This window comes from Nostoc sp. DedVER02 (assembly GCF_034530675.2).
In the GTDB taxonomy this organism is placed as follows: Bacteria; Cyanobacteriota; Cyanobacteriia; order Cyanobacteriales; family Nostocaceae; genus Nostoc.
On sequence record NZ_JAVRCP020000009.1, the window covers coordinates 49,530 to 66,987 of the forward strand.

19 protein-coding genes and 1 tRNA gene are annotated in these 17,458 nt (G+C 40.9%); 8 read left to right on the top strand and 12 right to left on the bottom strand.

Features of this window, described 5'->3' with window-relative positions; translation table 11 throughout:
• Window positions 1-4: 4 nt before the first annotated feature.
• The 10 genes from RMZ41_RS12035 to RMZ41_RS12080 all read right to left on the bottom strand — a co-directional run bounded on the left by RMZ41_RS12035 (window position 5) and on the right by RMZ41_RS12080 (window position 8,474).
• Window positions 5-619, bottom strand: a complete 615-nt coding sequence (locus tag RMZ41_RS12035; RefSeq protein WP_322642732.1) for an NADH-quinone oxidoreductase subunit J — start codon at window positions 617-619, stop codon at window positions 5-7.
• A gap of 111 nt (window positions 620-730) precedes the next feature.
• Window positions 731-1,315 carry an NAD(P)H-quinone oxidoreductase subunit I gene (gene ndhI, locus RMZ41_RS12040; RefSeq protein ID WP_322642733.1) on the bottom strand — a complete coding sequence of 195 codons (585 nt, stop codon included), beginning with the start codon at window positions 1,313-1,315 and terminating at the stop codon, window positions 731-733.
• Window positions 1,316-1,447: 132 nt separating this feature from the next.
• Complete coding sequence (gene nuoH, locus RMZ41_RS12045; protein ID WP_174708586.1) at window positions 1,448-2,566, bottom strand: NADH-quinone oxidoreductase subunit NuoH; 1,119 nt, start codon at window positions 2,564-2,566, stop codon at window positions 1,448-1,450.
• 335 nt (window positions 2,567-2,901) lie between these two features.
• Window positions 2,902-4,038, bottom strand: coding sequence for a citrate synthase (locus RMZ41_RS12050; protein WP_322642734.1), 1,137 nt, complete (start codon window positions 4,036-4,038; stop codon window positions 2,902-2,904).
• 108 nt (window positions 4,039-4,146) lie between these two features.
• Window positions 4,147-4,641: a phosphohistidine phosphatase SixA gene (gene sixA / locus RMZ41_RS12055; protein WP_322642735.1), complete on the bottom strand. Its 495-nt coding sequence runs from the start codon at window positions 4,639-4,641 to the stop codon at window positions 4,147-4,149.
• A 51-nt stretch (window positions 4,642-4,692) separates the two neighbouring features.
• Window positions 4,693-4,953: a hypothetical protein gene (locus RMZ41_RS12060; RefSeq protein ID WP_322642736.1), complete on the bottom strand. Its 261-nt coding sequence runs from the start codon at window positions 4,951-4,953 to the stop codon at window positions 4,693-4,695.
• The gene (locus RMZ41_RS12065) at window positions 4,950-5,150 is read right to left on the bottom strand and encodes a hypothetical protein (RefSeq protein WP_322642737.1); all 201 of its coding nucleotides are present in this window, start codon (window positions 5,148-5,150) and stop codon (window positions 4,950-4,952) included. The genes RMZ41_RS12060 and RMZ41_RS12065 overlap by 4 nt, the downstream gene beginning before the upstream one ends.
• Window positions 5,151-5,403: 253 nt before the next feature.
• Window positions 5,404-5,874, bottom strand: coding sequence for a DUF29 domain-containing protein (locus RMZ41_RS12070; RefSeq protein ID WP_322642738.1), 471 nt, complete (start codon window positions 5,872-5,874; stop codon window positions 5,404-5,406).
• A 194-nt stretch (window positions 5,875-6,068) separates the two neighbouring features.
• A complete protein-coding gene (locus tag RMZ41_RS12075) occupies window positions 6,069-7,355 on the bottom strand; it encodes a bifunctional oligoribonuclease/PAP phosphatase NrnA (RefSeq protein ID WP_322642739.1) in 1,287 nt (428 codons plus the stop codon).
• Window positions 7,356-7,976: 621 nt separating this feature from the next.
• Window positions 7,977-8,474, bottom strand: coding sequence for an HNH endonuclease (locus RMZ41_RS12080; RefSeq protein WP_322642740.1), 498 nt, complete (start codon window positions 8,472-8,474; stop codon window positions 7,977-7,979).
• 389 nt (window positions 8,475-8,863) lie between these two features.
• On the opposite strand from RMZ41_RS12080, the gene alr reads away from it, so the two are divergent.
• The 3 genes from alr to RMZ41_RS12095 all read left to right on the top strand — a co-directional run bounded on the left by alr (window position 8,864) and on the right by RMZ41_RS12095 (window position 10,963).
• Window positions 8,864-10,051, top strand: coding sequence for an alanine racemase (gene alr / locus RMZ41_RS12085; protein WP_322642741.1), 1,188 nt, complete (start codon window positions 8,864-8,866; stop codon window positions 10,049-10,051).
• Window positions 10,052-10,221: 170 nt separating this feature from the next.
• Window positions 10,222-10,303: transfer RNA gene (locus tag RMZ41_RS12090), tRNA-Leu, on the top strand.
• 363 nt (window positions 10,304-10,666) lie between these two features.
• Window positions 10,667-10,963, top strand: a complete 297-nt coding sequence (locus RMZ41_RS12095; protein ID WP_322642742.1) for a hypothetical protein — start codon at window positions 10,667-10,669, stop codon at window positions 10,961-10,963.
• An 80-nt stretch (window positions 10,964-11,043) separates the two neighbouring features.
• On the opposite strand, the gene RMZ41_RS12100 is transcribed toward RMZ41_RS12095, so the two are convergent.
• Window positions 11,044-11,244, bottom strand: a complete 201-nt coding sequence (locus tag RMZ41_RS12100; protein WP_322642837.1) for an HAD hydrolase family protein — start codon at window positions 11,242-11,244, stop codon at window positions 11,044-11,046.
• Window positions 11,172-11,474, bottom strand: coding sequence for a hypothetical protein (locus tag RMZ41_RS12105; RefSeq protein ID WP_322642743.1), 303 nt, complete (start codon window positions 11,472-11,474; stop codon window positions 11,172-11,174). Before RMZ41_RS12105 ends, RMZ41_RS12100 begins: the two co-directional genes overlap by 73 nt.
• Window positions 11,475-12,006: 532 nt before the next feature.
• Here RMZ41_RS12105 and RMZ41_RS12110 point away from each other — a divergent pair.
• Genes RMZ41_RS12110 through RMZ41_RS12130 form a run of 5 tightly spaced genes read left to right on the top strand, consistent with a single transcriptional unit; the run spans window position 12,007 to window position 17,301 of the window.
• A complete protein-coding gene (locus tag RMZ41_RS12110; RefSeq protein ID WP_322642744.1) occupies window positions 12,007-13,074 on the top strand; it encodes a response regulator in 1,068 nt (355 codons plus the stop codon).
• Window positions 13,075-13,119: 45 nt separating this feature from the next.
• A complete protein-coding gene (locus tag RMZ41_RS12115) occupies window positions 13,120-13,485 on the top strand; it encodes a four helix bundle protein (protein ID WP_322642745.1) in 366 nt (121 codons plus the stop codon).
• Window positions 13,486-13,544: 59 nt separating this feature from the next.
• Window positions 13,545-13,922 (top strand): response regulator, encoded by a 378-nt coding sequence (locus RMZ41_RS12120; protein WP_322642746.1) that lies wholly within the window; start codon window positions 13,545-13,547, stop codon window positions 13,920-13,922.
• Window positions 13,923-13,926: 4 nt separating this feature from the next.
• Window positions 13,927-14,424: a chemotaxis protein CheW gene (locus tag RMZ41_RS12125; protein WP_322642747.1), complete on the top strand. Its 498-nt coding sequence runs from the start codon at window positions 13,927-13,929 to the stop codon at window positions 14,422-14,424.
• A gap of 60 nt (window positions 14,425-14,484) precedes the next feature.
• A complete protein-coding gene (locus RMZ41_RS12130; RefSeq protein WP_322642748.1) occupies window positions 14,485-17,301 on the top strand; it encodes a methyl-accepting chemotaxis protein in 2,817 nt (938 codons plus the stop codon).
• The last annotated feature ends 157 nt before the right edge of the window (window positions 17,302-17,458 follow it).

Genomic DNA, 17,458 nt, shown 5'->3' on the forward strand with positions numbered 1-17,458 from the left:
AATATTACTCTTTTGTTTCGCTGGTTGTTGATACCAGTTCTCTGGGGCGTTCTTGCAAAGTTAAAACGGTTTGTCCCACTTCGGATCGTGTTAGTTGATCTGGCAAATATTCACGACGTGCCAAAATAATTGCTCCTACCATCGCCATCAGCAGCAAAATGGAAGCCAGTTCAAAAGGTAGTAAAAAGTCAGTGAAGAAATGCTCTCCAATCAAAACTATAGAGCTTGTACCACCTGCTATAGGAGCAGTTGAGTAAGCCCAAGGAGTAGCCAGCACCATCGTACTTAAAAGACCAAACAATCCTATGCTGACTAAACCCGTAAGTAGTTTACGCACCCAAGAGTTAGGAAATGCTACGAAATCCTGCCGCTTGTTCACCAACATAATGGCGAACAAAATCAGCACGTTAACCGCGCCAACATAAATTAATATTTGTGCGGCGGCAACAAAATCAGCATTTAGCAACAGGTACATTCCCGCTATGCTGATGAACACACCCCCCAGCAAAAAGGCAGAATAGACGATGTTGGAGAACAGCACCACACCAAGGGCCGCCCCAATCATCATCACGCCTAGTATGCCAAGCGATACTAACTGTACTCCTTCTGCTAGATTCACTGTTTTTTGTCCTTAGTCATTGGTCATCGGTCATTGGTCATTGGTCATTAGTCATTAGTCATTAGTCATTAGTTAAATAACAAAGGACAAATGACAATGGACAAATGACATTTATTTTTCTGTTTGTTCTACCAGGTCTTCTGGACGCGCACCTGCACGCGGCGCATCTGCGGGCAGTCCGTGGGGTTCGAGGACACCTTTGGGTAGATAAACTAGTTCGCGCAGTGGTGTAACCATTGGGTCGTTTGTTACCTTGTAGGGCAGACGACCTAGTGCTACGTTGTCATAATTTAATTCATGGCGATCGTATGTGGAAAGCTCATACTCTTCTGTCATCGATAGACAGTTAGTTGGGCAAAATTCCACACAGTTACCGCAAAAGATACAAACTCCAAAGTCAATGCTGTAGTGGTTGAGTTTTTTCTTTTTGCTGGCTTTGTCGTATTCCCAATCGACTACAGGCAAGTTAATTGGACAAACGCGAACGCAAACTTCGCAGGCGATGCATTTATCAAACTCAAAGTGAATCCTACCGCGAAACCGTTCGCCAGGAATCAGTTTTTCGTAAGGGTATTGTACGGTAATTGGTCGCCGCCGCATGTGGTCGAAGGTGACAGAAAGCCCCTGACCGATATAACGCGCAGCTTGTACCGTTTCTTTGGCGTAATCACCAACTTGTTTTAGGAATTTGAGCATTTTGTCTCACTCTCTCTTTTTTAAGCTATCAGCGTTATTTGTCCCTTGTCTTTTGTCATTAGTCATTTGTCGTTTGTCATTTGTCATTTGTCCTTTCCTAATGACCAATGACTAATGACTAATGACTAATGATTAACCACCAAAAGCGAAGGGAAAGGCTAATTTTAGGGCGGCGGTTAATAGGAGATTAACCAAGCCAACTGGTAACAAAAACTTCCATCCTAAATCTAACAGTTGGTCAATCCGTACCCGTGGTACTGTCCAGCGCAATAGGATGGCGACAAACACTAGTAAATAGGCTTTGAAGACGGTCATTGTGATTCCCAAAGAAGCAGTGACTATCTGGAACACGGGATTTAATTCACTGACTCCCAGCCAACCAGCAATGAGGTTGAGGGGAATGGGAAAGTCCCAACCGCCCAGGTAGAGAATTGCTACTAGTAAGGAAGAAAGGATTAAGTTAACGTAGGAACCCAGGTAGAATAGTCCGAATTTCATCCCTGAATATTCAGTCTGATAGCCTGCAACGATTTCTTCTTCCGCTTCGGGTAAGTCAAAGGGTAATCGTTCGCATTCAGCTAGGGCGGCTATCCAAAAGATCAGAAAACCAACTGGTTGTCGCCAAATGTTCCAGCCTAGAATGCCGTAGCCAGATTGCTGATTGACAATATCAACGGTGTCGAGGCTATTAGACATCATAGCGATCGCTAACACCGCCAGCGCCAAAGGAATTTCGTAACTTATAGATTGCGCTGCTGCCCGCAAGCCCCCTAAGAGGGAGTATTTGTTATTAGATGCGTAGCCAGCCATCAGCAAGCCAATGGGTTGAATACTTGATAAGGCAATCCACAAGAATACGCCCATGCCCACATTGCTAATAACGATATTCTGCCCAAAGGGGACGATCAGGAATGACAGAAACACCGGAATTACAACAATAATTGGGCCGAGGGTAAACAACCAGGGGTCAGACTTGGCTGGTACTATATCTTCCTTAAATACCAACTTCAAACCATCCGCTACAGGCACTAGCAACCCAAAAGGCCCTTGGTATTCTGGCCCAATTCGCTGCTGTGCTGCCGCAGAAATTTTTCGTTCTAGCCAAGTAGCAACTAATACCCCCACTGTTGCCCCAATCAGCATCAGTATCATTGGCAGGGGCATCCAAATTGCTTTGGCTGTTCCTGCTGGTAAACCTAAATCCCGGAGGGATTCAATAAAAGTTCCTTGGAGGTCAATTCCTGAGTTCATGTTTCCGCTCTTTAAAACATCGAGTCATAGTGAATTACAACTATTAGTTAAATTAATACCTGTAAATTCACCCATTTTTAATTTTTGCCCAGATGATGCTTGATAGAAGATTTGTCGCTAATTCCCATGCCTAGTATATCCTTGGATGGTTTTAGCCCTCTGAAGCGATATGAGAACTTCTACTTATGATTGGCATTGGGATTGGCTATTGAGCGGATATGGGATGCGGGGACGCAGGGAGCAGGGAGCAGGGAGCAGAGGGGAAAGATGTAATTTTTAATTCTCCCCCTTGCCCCCTGCCCCCTGCCCCTCTGCCTCTTCTGCCCCATGCCCAATTACCGTTCCTCAATTGGAGTATAAGTAACTTCGTGCAAACCGTTGTAAACCTGGGTAGGACGGAAAATCCGGTTTTCTTCTAATTGTTCTTTCCAGTGGGCTAGCCAACCGGCAACGCGAGCGATCGCAAATATTGGCGTAAACAAGTCTGTAGGAATCCCCATCTTCCTATACACCAAACCTGAGTAAAAGTCAATATTGGGATAAATCCCTTTACTACCAAGTTTTTCCTCTGCCACTCGTTCCATCTCTAGAGCAATATCATAGAATTTGTCATGCCCAAACTTCTCAAACAGTTGCTCTGCTAAACCTTGTAAAATTATGGCTCGTGGGTCTTTTACTTTATACACACGATGTCCAAAGCCCATAATCTTAGATTTAGTTTCTAGACAATGCTCTATGTAGGGACGGACATTTTCTACAGAGCCAATTTTTTCCAACATCTGAATTACTTCTTCATTGGCTCCCCCATGCAGAGGGCCTCCCAAAGTTCCTACAGCACTAGCAACCACAGCGTAAGGATCTGTCAAGGTGGAAGCTGTCACCCTGGCACTGAAGGTAGAAGCATTCATTGTATGCTCGACTTGAAGTATCAAGCAGATATCAAAAATCCGCGCCATTAGAGGATCGGGTTCTTTCTCATCAAGCATGTATAGAAAGTTGGCGGAGTAGTCTAAGTCATCACGGGGACGTATCGGATCGTTACCTTTTCGCATCAGTTGGAACGCCGCCACCATCGTGGGAATGGTTGCTATCAGACGCACCACGGATTCTCGAATGTAGGCAGGATTATGTAAATCCCGAAGTGAATAAAACAAGCCTAAAGCCGCAGCAGAGGCTTGTAAGGCATCCATTGGGTGGCCACTTTCTGGAAAGCATTTCATCATGTCCCGAATGCGGTATTTTATCCGCCGATGGTAACGAACTTCATGCTCAAATGCTTCCAGTTTTTCCTTGCTTGGCAGTTCACCCCAGATTAAGAGATAAGCAGTTTCTAGGAATGTACTTTTTTCTGCTAGTTCTTCAATCCGGATGCCACGATATTCTAGTATTCCTTTTTGCCCATCAACATAGCTGATACTTGATTGAGCGGCGGGAATGCCTTCTAAACCAGGCTTGTATTCGCACACCATCATGGCACCACCATTTGCTTTTTGAAATATCTGATCAAGCTAACTTACCAGAAATTTATCTTCGCCATAACAGTAGCCGTTCTAACAACAATCGAAAATGTTGAAAAACTGTTATAGCAGGTACTTGGGTGGTGTCAACCAAAACATCTGACTCCGACCCAGAGGAGAACCTGTTTCTGGTAGTTTTATCCCAATCATACCTGCTTTTTTCAAGACTAAGCTTTCTTTGACTTCCCCCCACAGGAGAATTTCTGCCCAACTGGTCAAATCAGGTTCGTGTCCAACCAACGCCAGTTGGGTATTTTGAGAATAATTTTTTGGCTCTAACCAGTCTTTTAGCCAACTAGAAATTTGACCATCATGGGCGAGATGGCTAGATTCCTCTAACTGGGAGCTTAGTTTTTCTTCTATAAGAATTTCAGCCGTTTGGCGGGCCCGCACTAAGGGGCTGGTAAGAATCAAGTCAAAACTTAAACCCAATTTAACAAGTTTCTGGGCAACTTTCTCAGTTTTTTGCCTTCCTTCTTTGGTAAGGCTGCGTTCTTCATCCTTAATCCCTAATCCCTTATCTTCGGCGATGCCATGACGAATTAAGTATAGTTCCATACTTTGTATTGTGAGTGATCAGTTAGGCTGCTCTTAGGCAATGTTAGAACGCTATCCACCACTTAGCAATCTGTCATAGTCTGGATGTGAGCCAATCCAAAACCATACAAAATTATCATCTTCTTTTACAGCAAGTGCCCGATAATATATACCAATACGCACTGACCAAAACTGACCGACTTTTTTGAAATGCAATGATGGATATTTGGGATCTTCCCGAAGAAACTCGTAACATCGATCAGCAAGCTCTTGGATATCAATTGGTAACTGGCGATAGTAATACCAAAAATCAGGGGTTGCTCGATGTTTCACAGGTCGGTACAACGCCCTTCTCGAAAATGTTTGAGTGCTTTCTGTGCCAATGCATCTAACCGACCTTCAGCCACATCTTTTTCAATCTGTTTATCCCAAGCTGCTGCATCGAATTCAGCAAACCAGGTACGAAAAGCAGCTAAATCCTCTGGTGAAAGTTGACTAACAGCGAGTTCTACTTCCTTTAGGGTACTCATAATTTAGATAAATCAAGCTTGTCATTCTCTAACTTAAATATACAAATACTTCCGTTCTCTATTTTTAACGATTCCTTTTCCACTGTAATATTCTGCTTCACCGTTGCAAAGAAAAATTATAGTTTCCATCAGAAATAAAATTGACCGCTCATGATTATCATGATGCTAGCCATTTATCATACTAAACTTAAGCCGTATTTTTACTTAATTTAGACTATGAGTAGGAATTGTTAGAGGGTAAATAACTTTACGATTATTGGTCAGCGTTAGGATAAAAGTCTAAGTCTAAAATCTCATCAACAGAAAACGGACAAGCGATCGCAAATTCATCCTCTGATAAACCAGTCTCCACCATTGCCTCTCGTTGCGCTCTTTGATAGATAGTATTAATCCACTCATCATCATTTAAAAAACGCTGCAAGCTAGGACTTTCTTGCAGTAATTCATCTATATTTAGTAGCTCACGGGTAATGGTAACTTGCGAACTGCGGCTGCGGCGTTCGGGTTGATACTTCCACTTCAGCAAATACAACAATACCAACCGCAACGCACTTTGCAACGCCCGTTGTTGACTCTTACCCAAGTCCACTACTTCCTCAATTAAGTTTTCTAAATCTAGGGTGTCCCACTGGTGCGATCGCAAAAGCTCTGCTGTCTGCTCTACCCAAGCATAAAAATCTTGCTCATACAGAGTTTGTAACATTTGCAGTTCTATAATTTTCATAGAATTCTTCTTTTACAAATAGTATTAGGCACAAACTACATTCTCAATCTGTTCAGCCTATGTCAAAAGATCAAAATTCCCGACTTTTATAAAAAGCCGGGAAATATATTTATCACGAATGACTTAGGGATGCTATCTGACCAAATACTTTGACTGCTGCATGAGTTAGGAGTTCTCCCCATCTCCTTCTGCCTTTATTCTGACTGAATCGGGTTGTCTCTAGGGTTAACTAACCTCAGCAGTTTTTGCTTAATTTGAGCGTCGAATACTTCCCATTTCATTTTCGCATAGGCGGAATTTTCGTTGCTACCAGATAAGAAGCCCATTGGAATTTCAAAACCGCCTGCGCTTGTCCTTCCACCGCCGAAAAAGCGCCCTGCACTATCTTGTCCAAAGGCTTCTTTGATGAATTCATCGGGGTCAAGGGTAAGTTTGCTGGTTCTCAGGGAGCCGATAACTATTTCTAGTTCATCATCTTCATCGTGAACAATGCCGTAAACTACCGCAGTGTGGACGTTTTCTTCGGTAACGAGAAAATCAGCCGCTTGGGGGATGGCATCACGATCTTCATAGCGTAAGTAACCAACACCAGCAATGGAAAAGTTATTTTGGACGATGCGATTTTTTAGCGATCGCTCGATCACATCCATTACCCGCTTGGAACGGTTCGCCTGTAAAATAGCATTCAGCAATTGGGCATCATAAAATCGGCTTAAATACGCAGCTGCCATAAAGTCTTCTTCTTGTGCTTGCATTAACCGATTTGTATCCGATCGCAAGCCGTGCATCAAGGCAGTTGCACATTTAACGTGTTGATTTATGCTGCTATCTAATGCCAATAACCCCATTTGGAGATACTGTGTAAAAATTGTTGCCGTTGCTCTTACGTAAGGACGGATATCCTCAAACTCTGAGTGCAGATCGCCTTGGATACTGTGATGGTCAATGAGTACCACTAGGGGAATTTTAGCCTGCTGCACGGCTGATAGTAGCTGTGAAGTGGTTCCCTGGTTATCAATTAATACAAAACCTTGATAACATGACAAATCCTTGGTTTTCAAGGTTTGCGTTGTCCAGCGTTGAATAGGTAAGTTAGTCAGCCTTACCAAGGCAATATTTTCTTGATGGCTCAATGCGCCTGCATAAATGATTTCGCATTTGATATCATATTGCTGGGCAATTAACTGATAAGCCCACGCACAAGAAAGGGCATCAGGGTCAGGAAAATCTTGCAGAATTACCAGTTGGCGATCGTGTCGATGTGCCAGAAGAGTTTTTTGCAATTCTTCTGACTTTTGTTGTGCCAAAGAATTACCGCGTTGATTGAGAAATATAGCCCCATCACCTACCGATGGCGGTAATGATGGACTTTTAAATGCAACTTCCACTGGCGCTTTCTCTATTTCAGGTTCCTCTGGGTTTGGCTCTGCTGTGGTCAATGACAAACTCTCAAACTGAGTAACGGGAGAATTCAAGTACATAGGGAACTTTTTTTTTAGTGTGAGGCTCCTTTAATTCAGAAATACTAAGATCAGCTATTCACTGAATTTAGCCACATTATTTTGATCTTCGCAAAAATATAAAGACATTGCACTATACATCTAAGTATATTTTTTGTCAGTAATAGCGCTTGACATCAACTAAATTCGACTATTGGGTGTATAAGTGCTGGAGACAAGAAAATTTAGTATATTTGGCTGTATTTGGGAGCATAAATTTGTTTGAGGAGCTTTTTTGACCTTCCGTAAATTGAATCAGCAGGATTTTTATCTAACTTAGGGTCTACTTTCTATCTTATACTTTAGGGTTAGTCTTTGATATTCAAATATTTTTATGCTCAATAATCTCATTATTATGACTATTGAGCAATTAACAGTTTATATGCCCTTTGAAAATTCTGGGAAGTCAGAATGGGCAGCAAAAGACAAAACCCATACACAAGTGTAGAGGCTTGAGCGTTGCTCCATTCTGCCTTTCTACAAGACGCGATCGCTTCGTTGCAGTTCGTATAACCACCAATCTCTCAACACCCAACAACTAAAGTCGTTGAGTGTATCCCACAAGAAAGTATTTCTTCTTTCTCCTTTGCTCCTCTATATTACTCAAAGACCTATAACATACTTTTGCCACTCTGTATGCAGTCCACTCTTAAGATGTTTGCTGACCTCAAAATAAAGGCTGCTATAAGGTTGGCGGGGAGGATGACGTAAAGGCATGTGGGCTTCATGAGGAGTGCGACTGCCTTTTTTAACATTGCAACGGACACAAGCTGTCACAATGTTCTCCCAGGTATCGCCCCCGCCGCGCGATCGCGGTATTACGTGGTCTAGAGTCAATTCATCTCCTGTGTAACCACAGTATTGACAGGCATGACCATCACGGTGCAAGATATTTCGGCGAGTTAGAGGAATTTCTTTATAAGGAACACGCACGTAATGACGCAATCGGATCACGGTCGGCAACGGGAAATCCGAGTAGATAAATTTACCGTTGTGTTCTACGCGTTCTGCTTTGCCCTTGATTAACAGAACCACAGCACGCCGCCAACTCGTTATATTGAGAGGTTCGTAAGATGCGTTTAAGACTAAAACCTTCCCCATTTATCTGCGCTCAGGGTATTAGCTTTACATAAATGTTAACACAAATACACCCTGCTAGGGAGATGAGAATAAATTATACTTTCGGCAGAATTCAGCAATTAATTTATGATTTGAGCGTTATGAGTGAATAGTTAGCAGTTTGGAAGTAAAACTTCTCACCTAACTTCAAGAGTTTTACGTAGGCTAATGCAAATAACACAGCAAAAAGCCGAGCCATAAGATTTACTTTTGACTTCTTGTTCATAAATCTTAACTTTTCTTTGACTACCGCAATATCTTGTATCGATTCCAATATGAAGGTTAAACTTCCTATTTAATCTGGTTTCGCTTTTTGGAGCGTTTATAGATATTTTGGAAGTTTAGCCGTGGTGGGATAGGAGTCAGTACAAATGTTAAGTCGCAAACAAATCCCTGGTGTAGTTCCTAATCAACAGTGCGACACCTATGCGTGGTATTCGCAACGAGCTTGGGTAGAAATTGATTTAGGGGCGTTATCGCATAACGTACAGCAATTAGTGCAGTTTTTATCACCGCGTACCCAGTTAATGGCAGTAGTAAAAGCTGATGCTTATGGACATGGTGCGGTGACAGTCGCCCAAACAGTCATCCAATCGGGAGCTAGTTGGCTGGGAGTCGCTACAGTTCCAGAAGCTATTCAATTGCGAGAAGGTGGAATTGAAGCGCCCATTTTGATTTTAGGGGCCACTCATACACCAGAGCAAATTCATGCGATCGCAGATTGGAATCTTCAACCCACACTTTGTAGCCCTAAACAAGCTTTGGTATTTTCTGACACTTTAGAATCCATGAATCATGATTCAACAGTGCCCGTACACATTAAATTAGATACAGGAATGTCTAGGTTGGGAACTAATTGGCAGCAAGCTGGTGAATTTGTGCAATTAGTGCAACGCTTACCACATCTATCTATTGCTAGTATTTATTCTCATTTGGCAACAGCAGACGATCCTGACACTACGGCAATGAAAGAACAGCATAGACGATTTGAGGAAGCGATCGCACAAATTAAAGCAATGGGAATTGAAGTGCCTTGCTTGCACTTGGCAAACTCAGCAGCTGCACTGACAGATCCGGCATTGCACTACGACATTGTGCGAGTAGGTTTAGCAGTTTACGGACTTTACCCAGCACTGCATTTACAAAATGCGATCGACCTCAAACCCGTTTTGCAACTTAAAGCACGAGTTACCCAAGTTAAAACAATTGCCGCCGGAACTGCTGTCAGCTACGGGCATAAATTTATTGCCCCGCACGAACTTCGCCTCGCTGTAGTGGGAATTGGCTATGCTGACGGTGTACCTCGCAGTCTTTCCAACAAAATGCAGGTGTTAATTCGTGGTCAGCGAGTTTCGCAAATCGGGACAATTACAATGGATCAGTTGATGCTAGATGTGAGTGCCGTACCCAATATTCAAGAGGGGGAAGTGGTTACTTTGCTAGGGGAACAGGGAAAAGAACAAATTTCCGCAGACGATTGGGCAGAACAATTAAATACTATTTCATGGGAAATTCTCTGTGGCTTTAAGCATCGTTTGCCTCGTATTGCAGTTATGTAATTGGGAATTGGGAATTGGGAATGAAGAAGAGACAAGGTAGACAAGGAAGAGGGGGGAGACAAGAGAGAGACTTATTCAGTAATTCCCCCTGCCCCTGCTCCCTGCCCCATTCCCCATTCCCTATTCCCTATTCCCAAAAATAATTTCTTATGGTACGATAATAAACTGATGCGGATATGGCGGAATTGGCAGACGCGCTAGATTTAGGTTCTAGTTCCGAAAGGAGTGAAGGTTCAAGTCCTTTTATCCGCACTTTTAATTTTGCGATCGCTCATTTATTGGGTGATATTAAACCTCCAGACAATCATCTAAATATAGAAATGCGACTTTAGTCTTGCTATGACCCATGTCAAGCTAGATTTTGACCGTTGTAAATTTTCAGAAATAAACAGGACTTACGCAAGAACTTTCTGAAACTCTTATTTCTTTGTGTCCTTTGTGTCCTTCGCGGTTCGTTGTATCATAATTTTGCCTAAGTCCTAATAAAATATAAATCATAATATTAGTTACAAAAGTAACTATCTCAACATGACTTTGTATACAGGCATAAGCCTGATTACTCGGATTACATTGAGAATGTAGAAATCAAGTAATGCAAAGCGCATTAAAAGATATATGAACCGTTTTAAATCTATTCTTCTTGGAAGCTTATTAGCAGCTGCTTCAATTACTGCTCTTTCTCAAAATGCGAATGCTGCTGAATTTAAATCCGATCGCGATCGCTTGAATCATAATACTGTAAGTTTTAATAACAATAAATTCCAACACGAACGCCAAATCCGCGAACAACGCGCTCGTGAATTACGTGAGCGTCAAGCTCGTGAACGACGCGCTCGTGAATTGCGTGAACGCCAAGCTCGTGAACGACATGCTCGTGAATTGCGTGAACGTCAAGCAAGACTGCATCGCTAAAAAATAAATTCTAACTCACTCATATTACGTTAGGAGAGTAGCAATACTCTCCTTTTTTTATTTACATAAACCTGCTTATCTTAATGCCCAAATTCAGCAAAATCTGAGGTTATGAGTTTTTCAATTAATTCTATAACACCATCCCCCTGACTACCATTAGTCACAAAATCCACACGCTCTTTGAGCATTGGCAAAGCATTGGCAACTGCTATTGAATAACCACAAATACTGAGGAAATCACTATCGTTTTCTGCATCATCCCGACTACATTTTGAGGTGATACCTGCATCCCATCCAAGGCGGCAGCTAACCCTGTGGCTTTATTAATTCCTGATGGTAGAATCATTACCGCAGCTTTGTTCGTGATGACTTGTAATTCTAATCCCATCTGGCGGATAGTTTCAAAAACTGTGGTTTCATGAGGATGCCAAGTGGCAACAATTACACGCCCAACTGACAGGGGATTGACTTGGCAATCGCACAAATTTTTTGGACAAGCAGAAAAATTCACTTAGAGACTTGATTAATTTCACGCTTTTTTCTGGCTGGTACTGCTATTAGCTCTTTGAAATTGTGTTCTATTTTTATTAAAGAAATCAGTATTATCCCTGTAGTCATAACAGGGTTACTTAATAAATAGTGGCTTTATTTAGTACTTAGATGCCTAATTCTTGGATTGAATTAAGTGTAAATACAGAAGTTCAAATATATTGATTTAAGAAAATCAGTATTATTTCTCTGGTCAGATTGGGGTTACTCAATGGAAAGTGGCTTCATCTAGTCTTGACATTTTTATGTCTTATTCTCCAAGGATGTCTGTAAATCTCAGTAACAGGAAGTAAATTAATAATAATTTACCAATTTACTGAGATTTGATTATTTGAAAATAACGCTGTTTTCGTTGAGTTTTACCACAAACCCCAGAAGTAAGCTTATGTACTTTAGAATACAAGAATTTGAGGCTTTTTACTTGCTTTAAATTGTGGAATAACTTTATACGAATTTAGCTTACACGTATCGAATTTAGCTGAAGTAAAAGCAAAATGAGCACAACTCCTATAGGTAGCTACAGGTTGTTCCAGAAACTACATCCGCTATCTCTGTTGGCACAATTAACCAGCCGACGTGCTACAGGGTGCTTAAGCATATTTACTGGGATAGTTTCTTGGTCAATTTATCTAGAGGACGGTAAACTTACTTATGCCTCCTATTCAGATAAACTGTTTGAGCGGCTTGACAGTCACTTACGACGCTTAAGCCAGCAAATTCCTGCTCTCAACAGCGCCACTCGCGTGCAGATGCGGCTGATGTTTGAGACGAAGAATGAACATCAATCAATACCTAATGCAGATTACCAAGCTATTTGTTGGTTAGTAAATCAGGATTATATTACTTCTGTGCAAGCAGCAAGCCTGATAGACGAATTGGCAAAAGAAGTATTGGAATCATTTCTGTGTTTAAAAGAAGGTAGCTATGAATTCAGCCCGGAAAGTTCTTTGGATGAACTACCAAAGTTCTGTCGTCTGGATTTGCGGTTACTTGTTGAATACTGTCAAAAGCAGTTGCGAAATCGGCAAAATATCCAGTCGTCAATTCCGGCTGGTGCGGGTTCCCAAGTTTTGTCTAAAATACAACCGTCTCAAGTTCAGCCACAACTAAAAATAAAACTTGGGCAAAATTTACCGATACCAATCAATTTTGATATTCCTGAAAATAATAAAAATAATCAGCCATCTGCTGGCAAAAAACTATATACAATTGCCTGCATTGATGATAGCCAAACAGTTTTGAATTCTATCAAACACTTTTTGGATGAAAACACATTTTCAGTCGTAACTATTAACGATCCTGTAAAAGCTTTAATGCAAATTCTACGGAGTAAGCCCGATCTGATTTTGCTAGATGTTGAGATGCCAAGTTTAGATGGCTACGAACTATGTTCTTTATTACGAAAACATTCAGCTTTTAAACATACACCTATCATTATGGTAACTGGTAGAACAGGATTTATCGACAGGGCAAAGGCGAAAATGGTCAGATCGTCAGGATATTTAACTAAGCCTTTTACACAATCGGAATTGCTAAAAATGGTTTTTAAACATCTTGGTTGATTCAGGAGTCAGAATTCAGGAGTCAGAATTCAGGAGTCAGAATAAATGAGACAACCAGCAAAGACATTTCAAGATTTGATAGTTTGGCAGAAAGCACATCAATTTATTTTATTAGTATATCCATTTACTGCTGACTTTCCTAAATCAGAAATATATGGGCTTACCTCTCAATTTAGACGTGCAGCAGTTTCTATCCCAGCAAATATAGCGGAAGGTTTTAAGAAAAAAGGATTAGCAGATAAAGTGCGTTTTTTAAATATTGCACAAGGTTCCTTGGAAGAATGTCGTTATTATCTAATTCTTTCAAATGACTTGGAATATGGTGATGCTTCCAGATTAACACTTAAACTTGAGGAAGTTAGTAAGCTACTCACAAGCTATGCTAAGTCCATTATGACTTCTGATTCCTGACTCCTGAATTCTGATACCAAATTTAATCGCCTTAATTTATTTTTTTAGGAGATTTAATAGTGAGCCTAACTTTAATTGGCACAATTTTAATTGTCGAAGATTCTCCCAGCGAATTGGAGTTGATGAGCCATTATCTGAAAGAGAGTGGTTACAACGTAATTAAAGCAAGTGGTGCAAAAGAGGGTTTAGAAAAAGCTGTGTTAGAAAAACCAGATGCGATTGTTACTGATGTAGTAATGCCAGAAATGAGCGGATTTGAATTGTGTCGTTCTTTGAGAAGAAATCCGATTACTGCAAAAGTGCCAATTGTAGTTTGTAGTTCCAAAAATCAAGAAATTGACCGTTTATGGGCGATGAGACAAGGTGCAGATGCCTACATAACTAAACCTTATACCCGCGAACATCTGTTACGTACTATTAAATCAGTGGTAATTTAAATCAATGGCTAGTACAAACATTGCACTTCCTTTAAAACTAACTCAAAATAATTTAACAGACAGTTATTTGAAATTTCAACTAAATCAACAGACTGCTGCTGTTTTATCAATGAAACATACGCAAGAAGCAATTATTGTGCCTATTGAATCTGTAACCTCAATGCCTAATATGCCTACCTGTATATTAGGATTAATGAATTGGCGAAGTCGGATAATTTGGGTAGTTGATTTGCCAAGAATGCTCAATTTAGAATCTCTAGATTATCGATTGCGGCAATATAGTGCGATCGTTATCCAGGTGGAATCATTAGTATTAGCTTTAGTTGTGCAAGAAATAAAAGGTACAACTAAGTTTATTGCCGATGAAATTCATTCTCCTATAGGACAAGTGGCTTCTAGTTTAGTTCCTTATTTATGTGGGTGCGTTGTCCAGCAAGAAGAAATATTGCTAGTATTAGATGCACAGGCAATTGGGCAGTCTTCTATTCTCCGCAGTGATTAGAATGTACTACTAAAAAAGATTTTTAGTGTTCTTATTCACATAGTTAGGAGAATTAATTTTATGTTTAATAAAAGCAACGCAAATCAAGGGAGTGGCGCTCAAAATCGAGCATCACTGATTTCATCCCAAAAAATAACTGCTAGTGCGATTAAGCTACCACCTAAGAATAATAACGGAACGGATAATAATTCTTCCCTAAATCAGGCTTTTGCCTTTTTTACAAAACTCGGATTGGCTAAGAAAGCGACTATTTTAGCGATCGCAATTGGTACAATACCAGTATTGGGCATCGGTGCGATCGCTTTCACTTTTGCCAATAAGTCTATTACTAAGCAAATTACCCAGTCTCAACAAGCTGAAGCCACTGGGTTAAGTGATAAAATTAACCGCTTCATGTTGGGACGCTACGGTGATATTCAGGTAATATCAAGTTTGCCTTTTTTGACAAGTCCCGAAGCTCGTACTCAAGATAAGCAAGCAGTTTTAAATCGAATTGTCGAAGCCTACAAAGCTTATGACAGCGTTGCTGTTTTCGATCGCCAAGGTAACTTAATTGTTCAATCCACAGGCGAACCTCTAGATAACCAAAAAGACTTTACTTACTTTCAAGACGTTTTACAAAAAGATACTCCTGTCATCAGTAAACCGGAAGCAGCAAAAACTACTGGTGCAGTGAATATTTATATCGCCGCACCTGTGAAAGAGACAAGGACGGGCCAAACCATTGGCGTGGTAAGAGCGCGGATGCCCGTAAAATCTTTAGAAGAAGTTATCAAAAACTATGTAGCCAATGGGCAACAATACTATTTACTCGATGCTTCGGGAAAAGTTTTCTTGAGTCCCCAAAAGGAATTATTAGGGAAAGAGGCAAAGGAAGAGTATGGTAATTTACCTAAATTGCTGACAGCAAAGAAGGTAGATAGTTTTATAGATGTTCCCAAAACTGATAAAAAACAGGAATTAGTCAGCTACGTACCAGCTAGCAAGTTAGATGGCTTACCAGATTTAAACTGGCAAGTACTTTTGTCTACAGATACAGCAATTGTATTTGAGCCGCAAAGACAGTTGTTGTGGACTATAGCCATCGGTACAGGACTGACAGCATTGATTGTGGGTGCGATCGCATCTTGGTTAGCTAAACTGACTACACAGCCAATTCTCACTGCAACTGCGGCATTAGCAAAGCTTGGTCAAGGTAAATTCAATACCCGTGTGGAAATCGAAAGTGAAGACGAATTAGGGGTATTGAGTGCAAATCTCAACCTTATGGCCGAACAATTGCAGGTTTTAGTTAAAGAACAAGAAGTAGACGTTGAAGGGACAAAATTACTAGCAGATATTACCCTACGAATTCGAAAAAGTCTTAAAACTGAAGACATTTATCATGCAGCAGTGAAAGAAGTTCAGCAAGTCCTAAAAACAGACCGGGTAATCATTTATAGTCTGAATGCAGATAATCGGGATGGCGTTGTCGTTGCTGAATCGGTAACTGGTAATTGGCCGGAAATGCTCGGAGTGAAAATCGACGATCCTTATTTTCGGGAAAATTATCTAAAAAGCGATCGTGATGAACAGGTGCAAGTAGTTGCAAATATTCATCAAGACCAAAGCCTGAAAAATGCCAACAGTTACATCCAATTTTTGGAAAAATTTGCTGTCAAAGGGAATTTAGTCGTACCAATTCTTGCCCAAAAACAACTTTTAGGTTTATTAATTGCTCATCATTGCGAAACTCCGCATATTTGGCAACAGCCCGAAATTGATTTGTTTCAACAGATAGCAATTCAAGTTGGTTACGCTTTAGAACAAGCCAAGTTATTAGAAGAGATAGAACAAGTTAAGAATGTTGTAGTCACTGATTCTGACGATGAACGCCATCAAAAAGAAACATTACAACAGCAACTTTTAGAACTATTAAATGATGTAGAAGGTGCAGCCAGAGGTGACTTGACAGTACGTGCAGATGTAACGGCTGGAGAAATAGGAACTGTTGCCGACTTTTTCAACTCAATTGTCGAAAGCCTCCGCGATATTGTTACCCAAGTTCAAAAAGCTGCTACCCACGTTAATACTGCCATTGGTTCTAACGAAGGAGCAATGCGCCACCTAGCAGAAGAAGCACTTACACAAGCTGCCGAAATCAACCGCACCCTCGATGCTGTTGACCAAATGACCCAATCTATGAAAGCTGTAGCCGAAAACGCCGAAAAAGCTGCTTTCGTGGCTAATCATGCGGCTCACACCGCTACCAAGAGTGGACACGCGATGGATTTAACAGTACAAAACATCCTATCTTTGCGGGAAACAGTGGGTGAAACTGCTAAGAAAGTCAAACGTTTGGGAGAATCTTCACAACAAATTTCCCGTGTAGTTTCTTTAATTAACCAAATCGCTATTCAAACTAACTTACTAGCCATTAACGCCGGCATTGAAGCAGCGCGTGCAGGTGAAGAAGGCCAAGGTTTTGCCGTAGTTGCTGAAGAAGTCGGTGAATTAGCAGTCAGGAGTGCGGCAGCAACTCAAGAAATTGAACAAATTGTTAAAAATATTCAACGAGAAACCAGTGAAGTAGTACAGGCGATGGAAATAGGCACTACCCAAGTGGTGGAAGGGACTCTAATTGTGGAGGAAGCCAAACAAAGCCTGAGTGAAATTTTGGATGTATCGCGTCAAATTGATTCCTTAGTGCAGTCGATTTCCACTGCAACGGCATCTCAGGTTGAAACATCACAAAGTGTTAGCCAATTGATGAAAGATATCTCTGCTATATCACAACGCACCAGCGATTCTTCTCGTCAAGTTTCCGAATCTCTACAACAAACTGTAGAGATTTCTCAACAGTTACAAGAGACTGTTGAGGCTTTCAAAGTTAGTTAATTTTGTCATTTGTCATTTGTCATTTGTCATTTGCTAATGACCGATGACAAATGACTTTTGTTATTTGTCCGTTGTCATTTGTCCTTTGTCCTTTTACTAATGACTAATGACTGATGACCAATGACTGATGACCAATGAGCAATGACCAATAACTAAG

Bases quoted from the DNA above. Each gene is read 5' to 3' on its own strand.
- sixA (WP_322642735.1), bottom strand. From the start codon at position 4,641: ATGGAACTATACTTAATTCGTCATGGCATCGCCGAAGATAAGGGATTA.
- RMZ41_RS12130 (WP_322642748.1), top strand. From the start codon at position 14,485: ATGTTTAATAAAAGCAACGCAAATCAAGGGAGTGGCGCTCAAAATCGA.
- RMZ41_RS12050 (WP_322642734.1), bottom strand. From the start codon at position 4,038: ATGATGGTGTGCGAATACAAGCCTGGTTTAGAAGGCATTCCCGCCGCT.
- RMZ41_RS12125 (WP_322642747.1), top strand. From the start codon at position 13,927: ATGGCTAGTACAAACATTGCACTTCCTTTAAAACTAACTCAAAATAAT.
- RMZ41_RS12080 (WP_322642740.1), bottom strand. From the start codon at position 8,474: ATGGGGAAGGTTTTAGTCTTAAACGCATCTTACGAACCTCTCAATATA.
- alr (WP_322642741.1), top strand. From the start codon at position 8,864: ATGTTAAGTCGCAAACAAATCCCTGGTGTAGTTCCTAATCAACAGTGC.
- RMZ41_RS12075 (WP_322642739.1), bottom strand. From the start codon at position 7,355: ATGTACTTGAATTCTCCCGTTACTCAGTTTGAGAGTTTGTCATTGACC.
- RMZ41_RS12070 (WP_322642738.1), bottom strand. From the start codon at position 5,874: ATGAAAATTATAGAACTGCAAATGTTACAAACTCTGTATGAGCAAGAT.
- nuoH (WP_174708586.1), bottom strand. From the start codon at position 2,566: ATGAACTCAGGAATTGACCTCCAAGGAACTTTTATTGAATCCCTCCGG.
- RMZ41_RS12110 (WP_322642744.1), top strand. From the start codon at position 12,007: ATGAGCACAACTCCTATAGGTAGCTACAGGTTGTTCCAGAAACTACAT.
- ndhI (WP_322642733.1), bottom strand. From the start codon at position 1,315: ATGCTCAAATTCCTAAAACAAGTTGGTGATTACGCCAAAGAAACGGTA.
- RMZ41_RS12065 (WP_322642737.1), bottom strand. From the start codon at position 5,150: ATGAGTACCCTAAAGGAAGTAGAACTCGCTGTTAGTCAACTTTCACCA.
- RMZ41_RS12115 (WP_322642745.1), top strand. From the start codon at position 13,120: ATGAGACAACCAGCAAAGACATTTCAAGATTTGATAGTTTGGCAGAAA.
- RMZ41_RS12095 (WP_322642742.1), top strand. From the start codon at position 10,667: ATGAACCGTTTTAAATCTATTCTTCTTGGAAGCTTATTAGCAGCTGCT.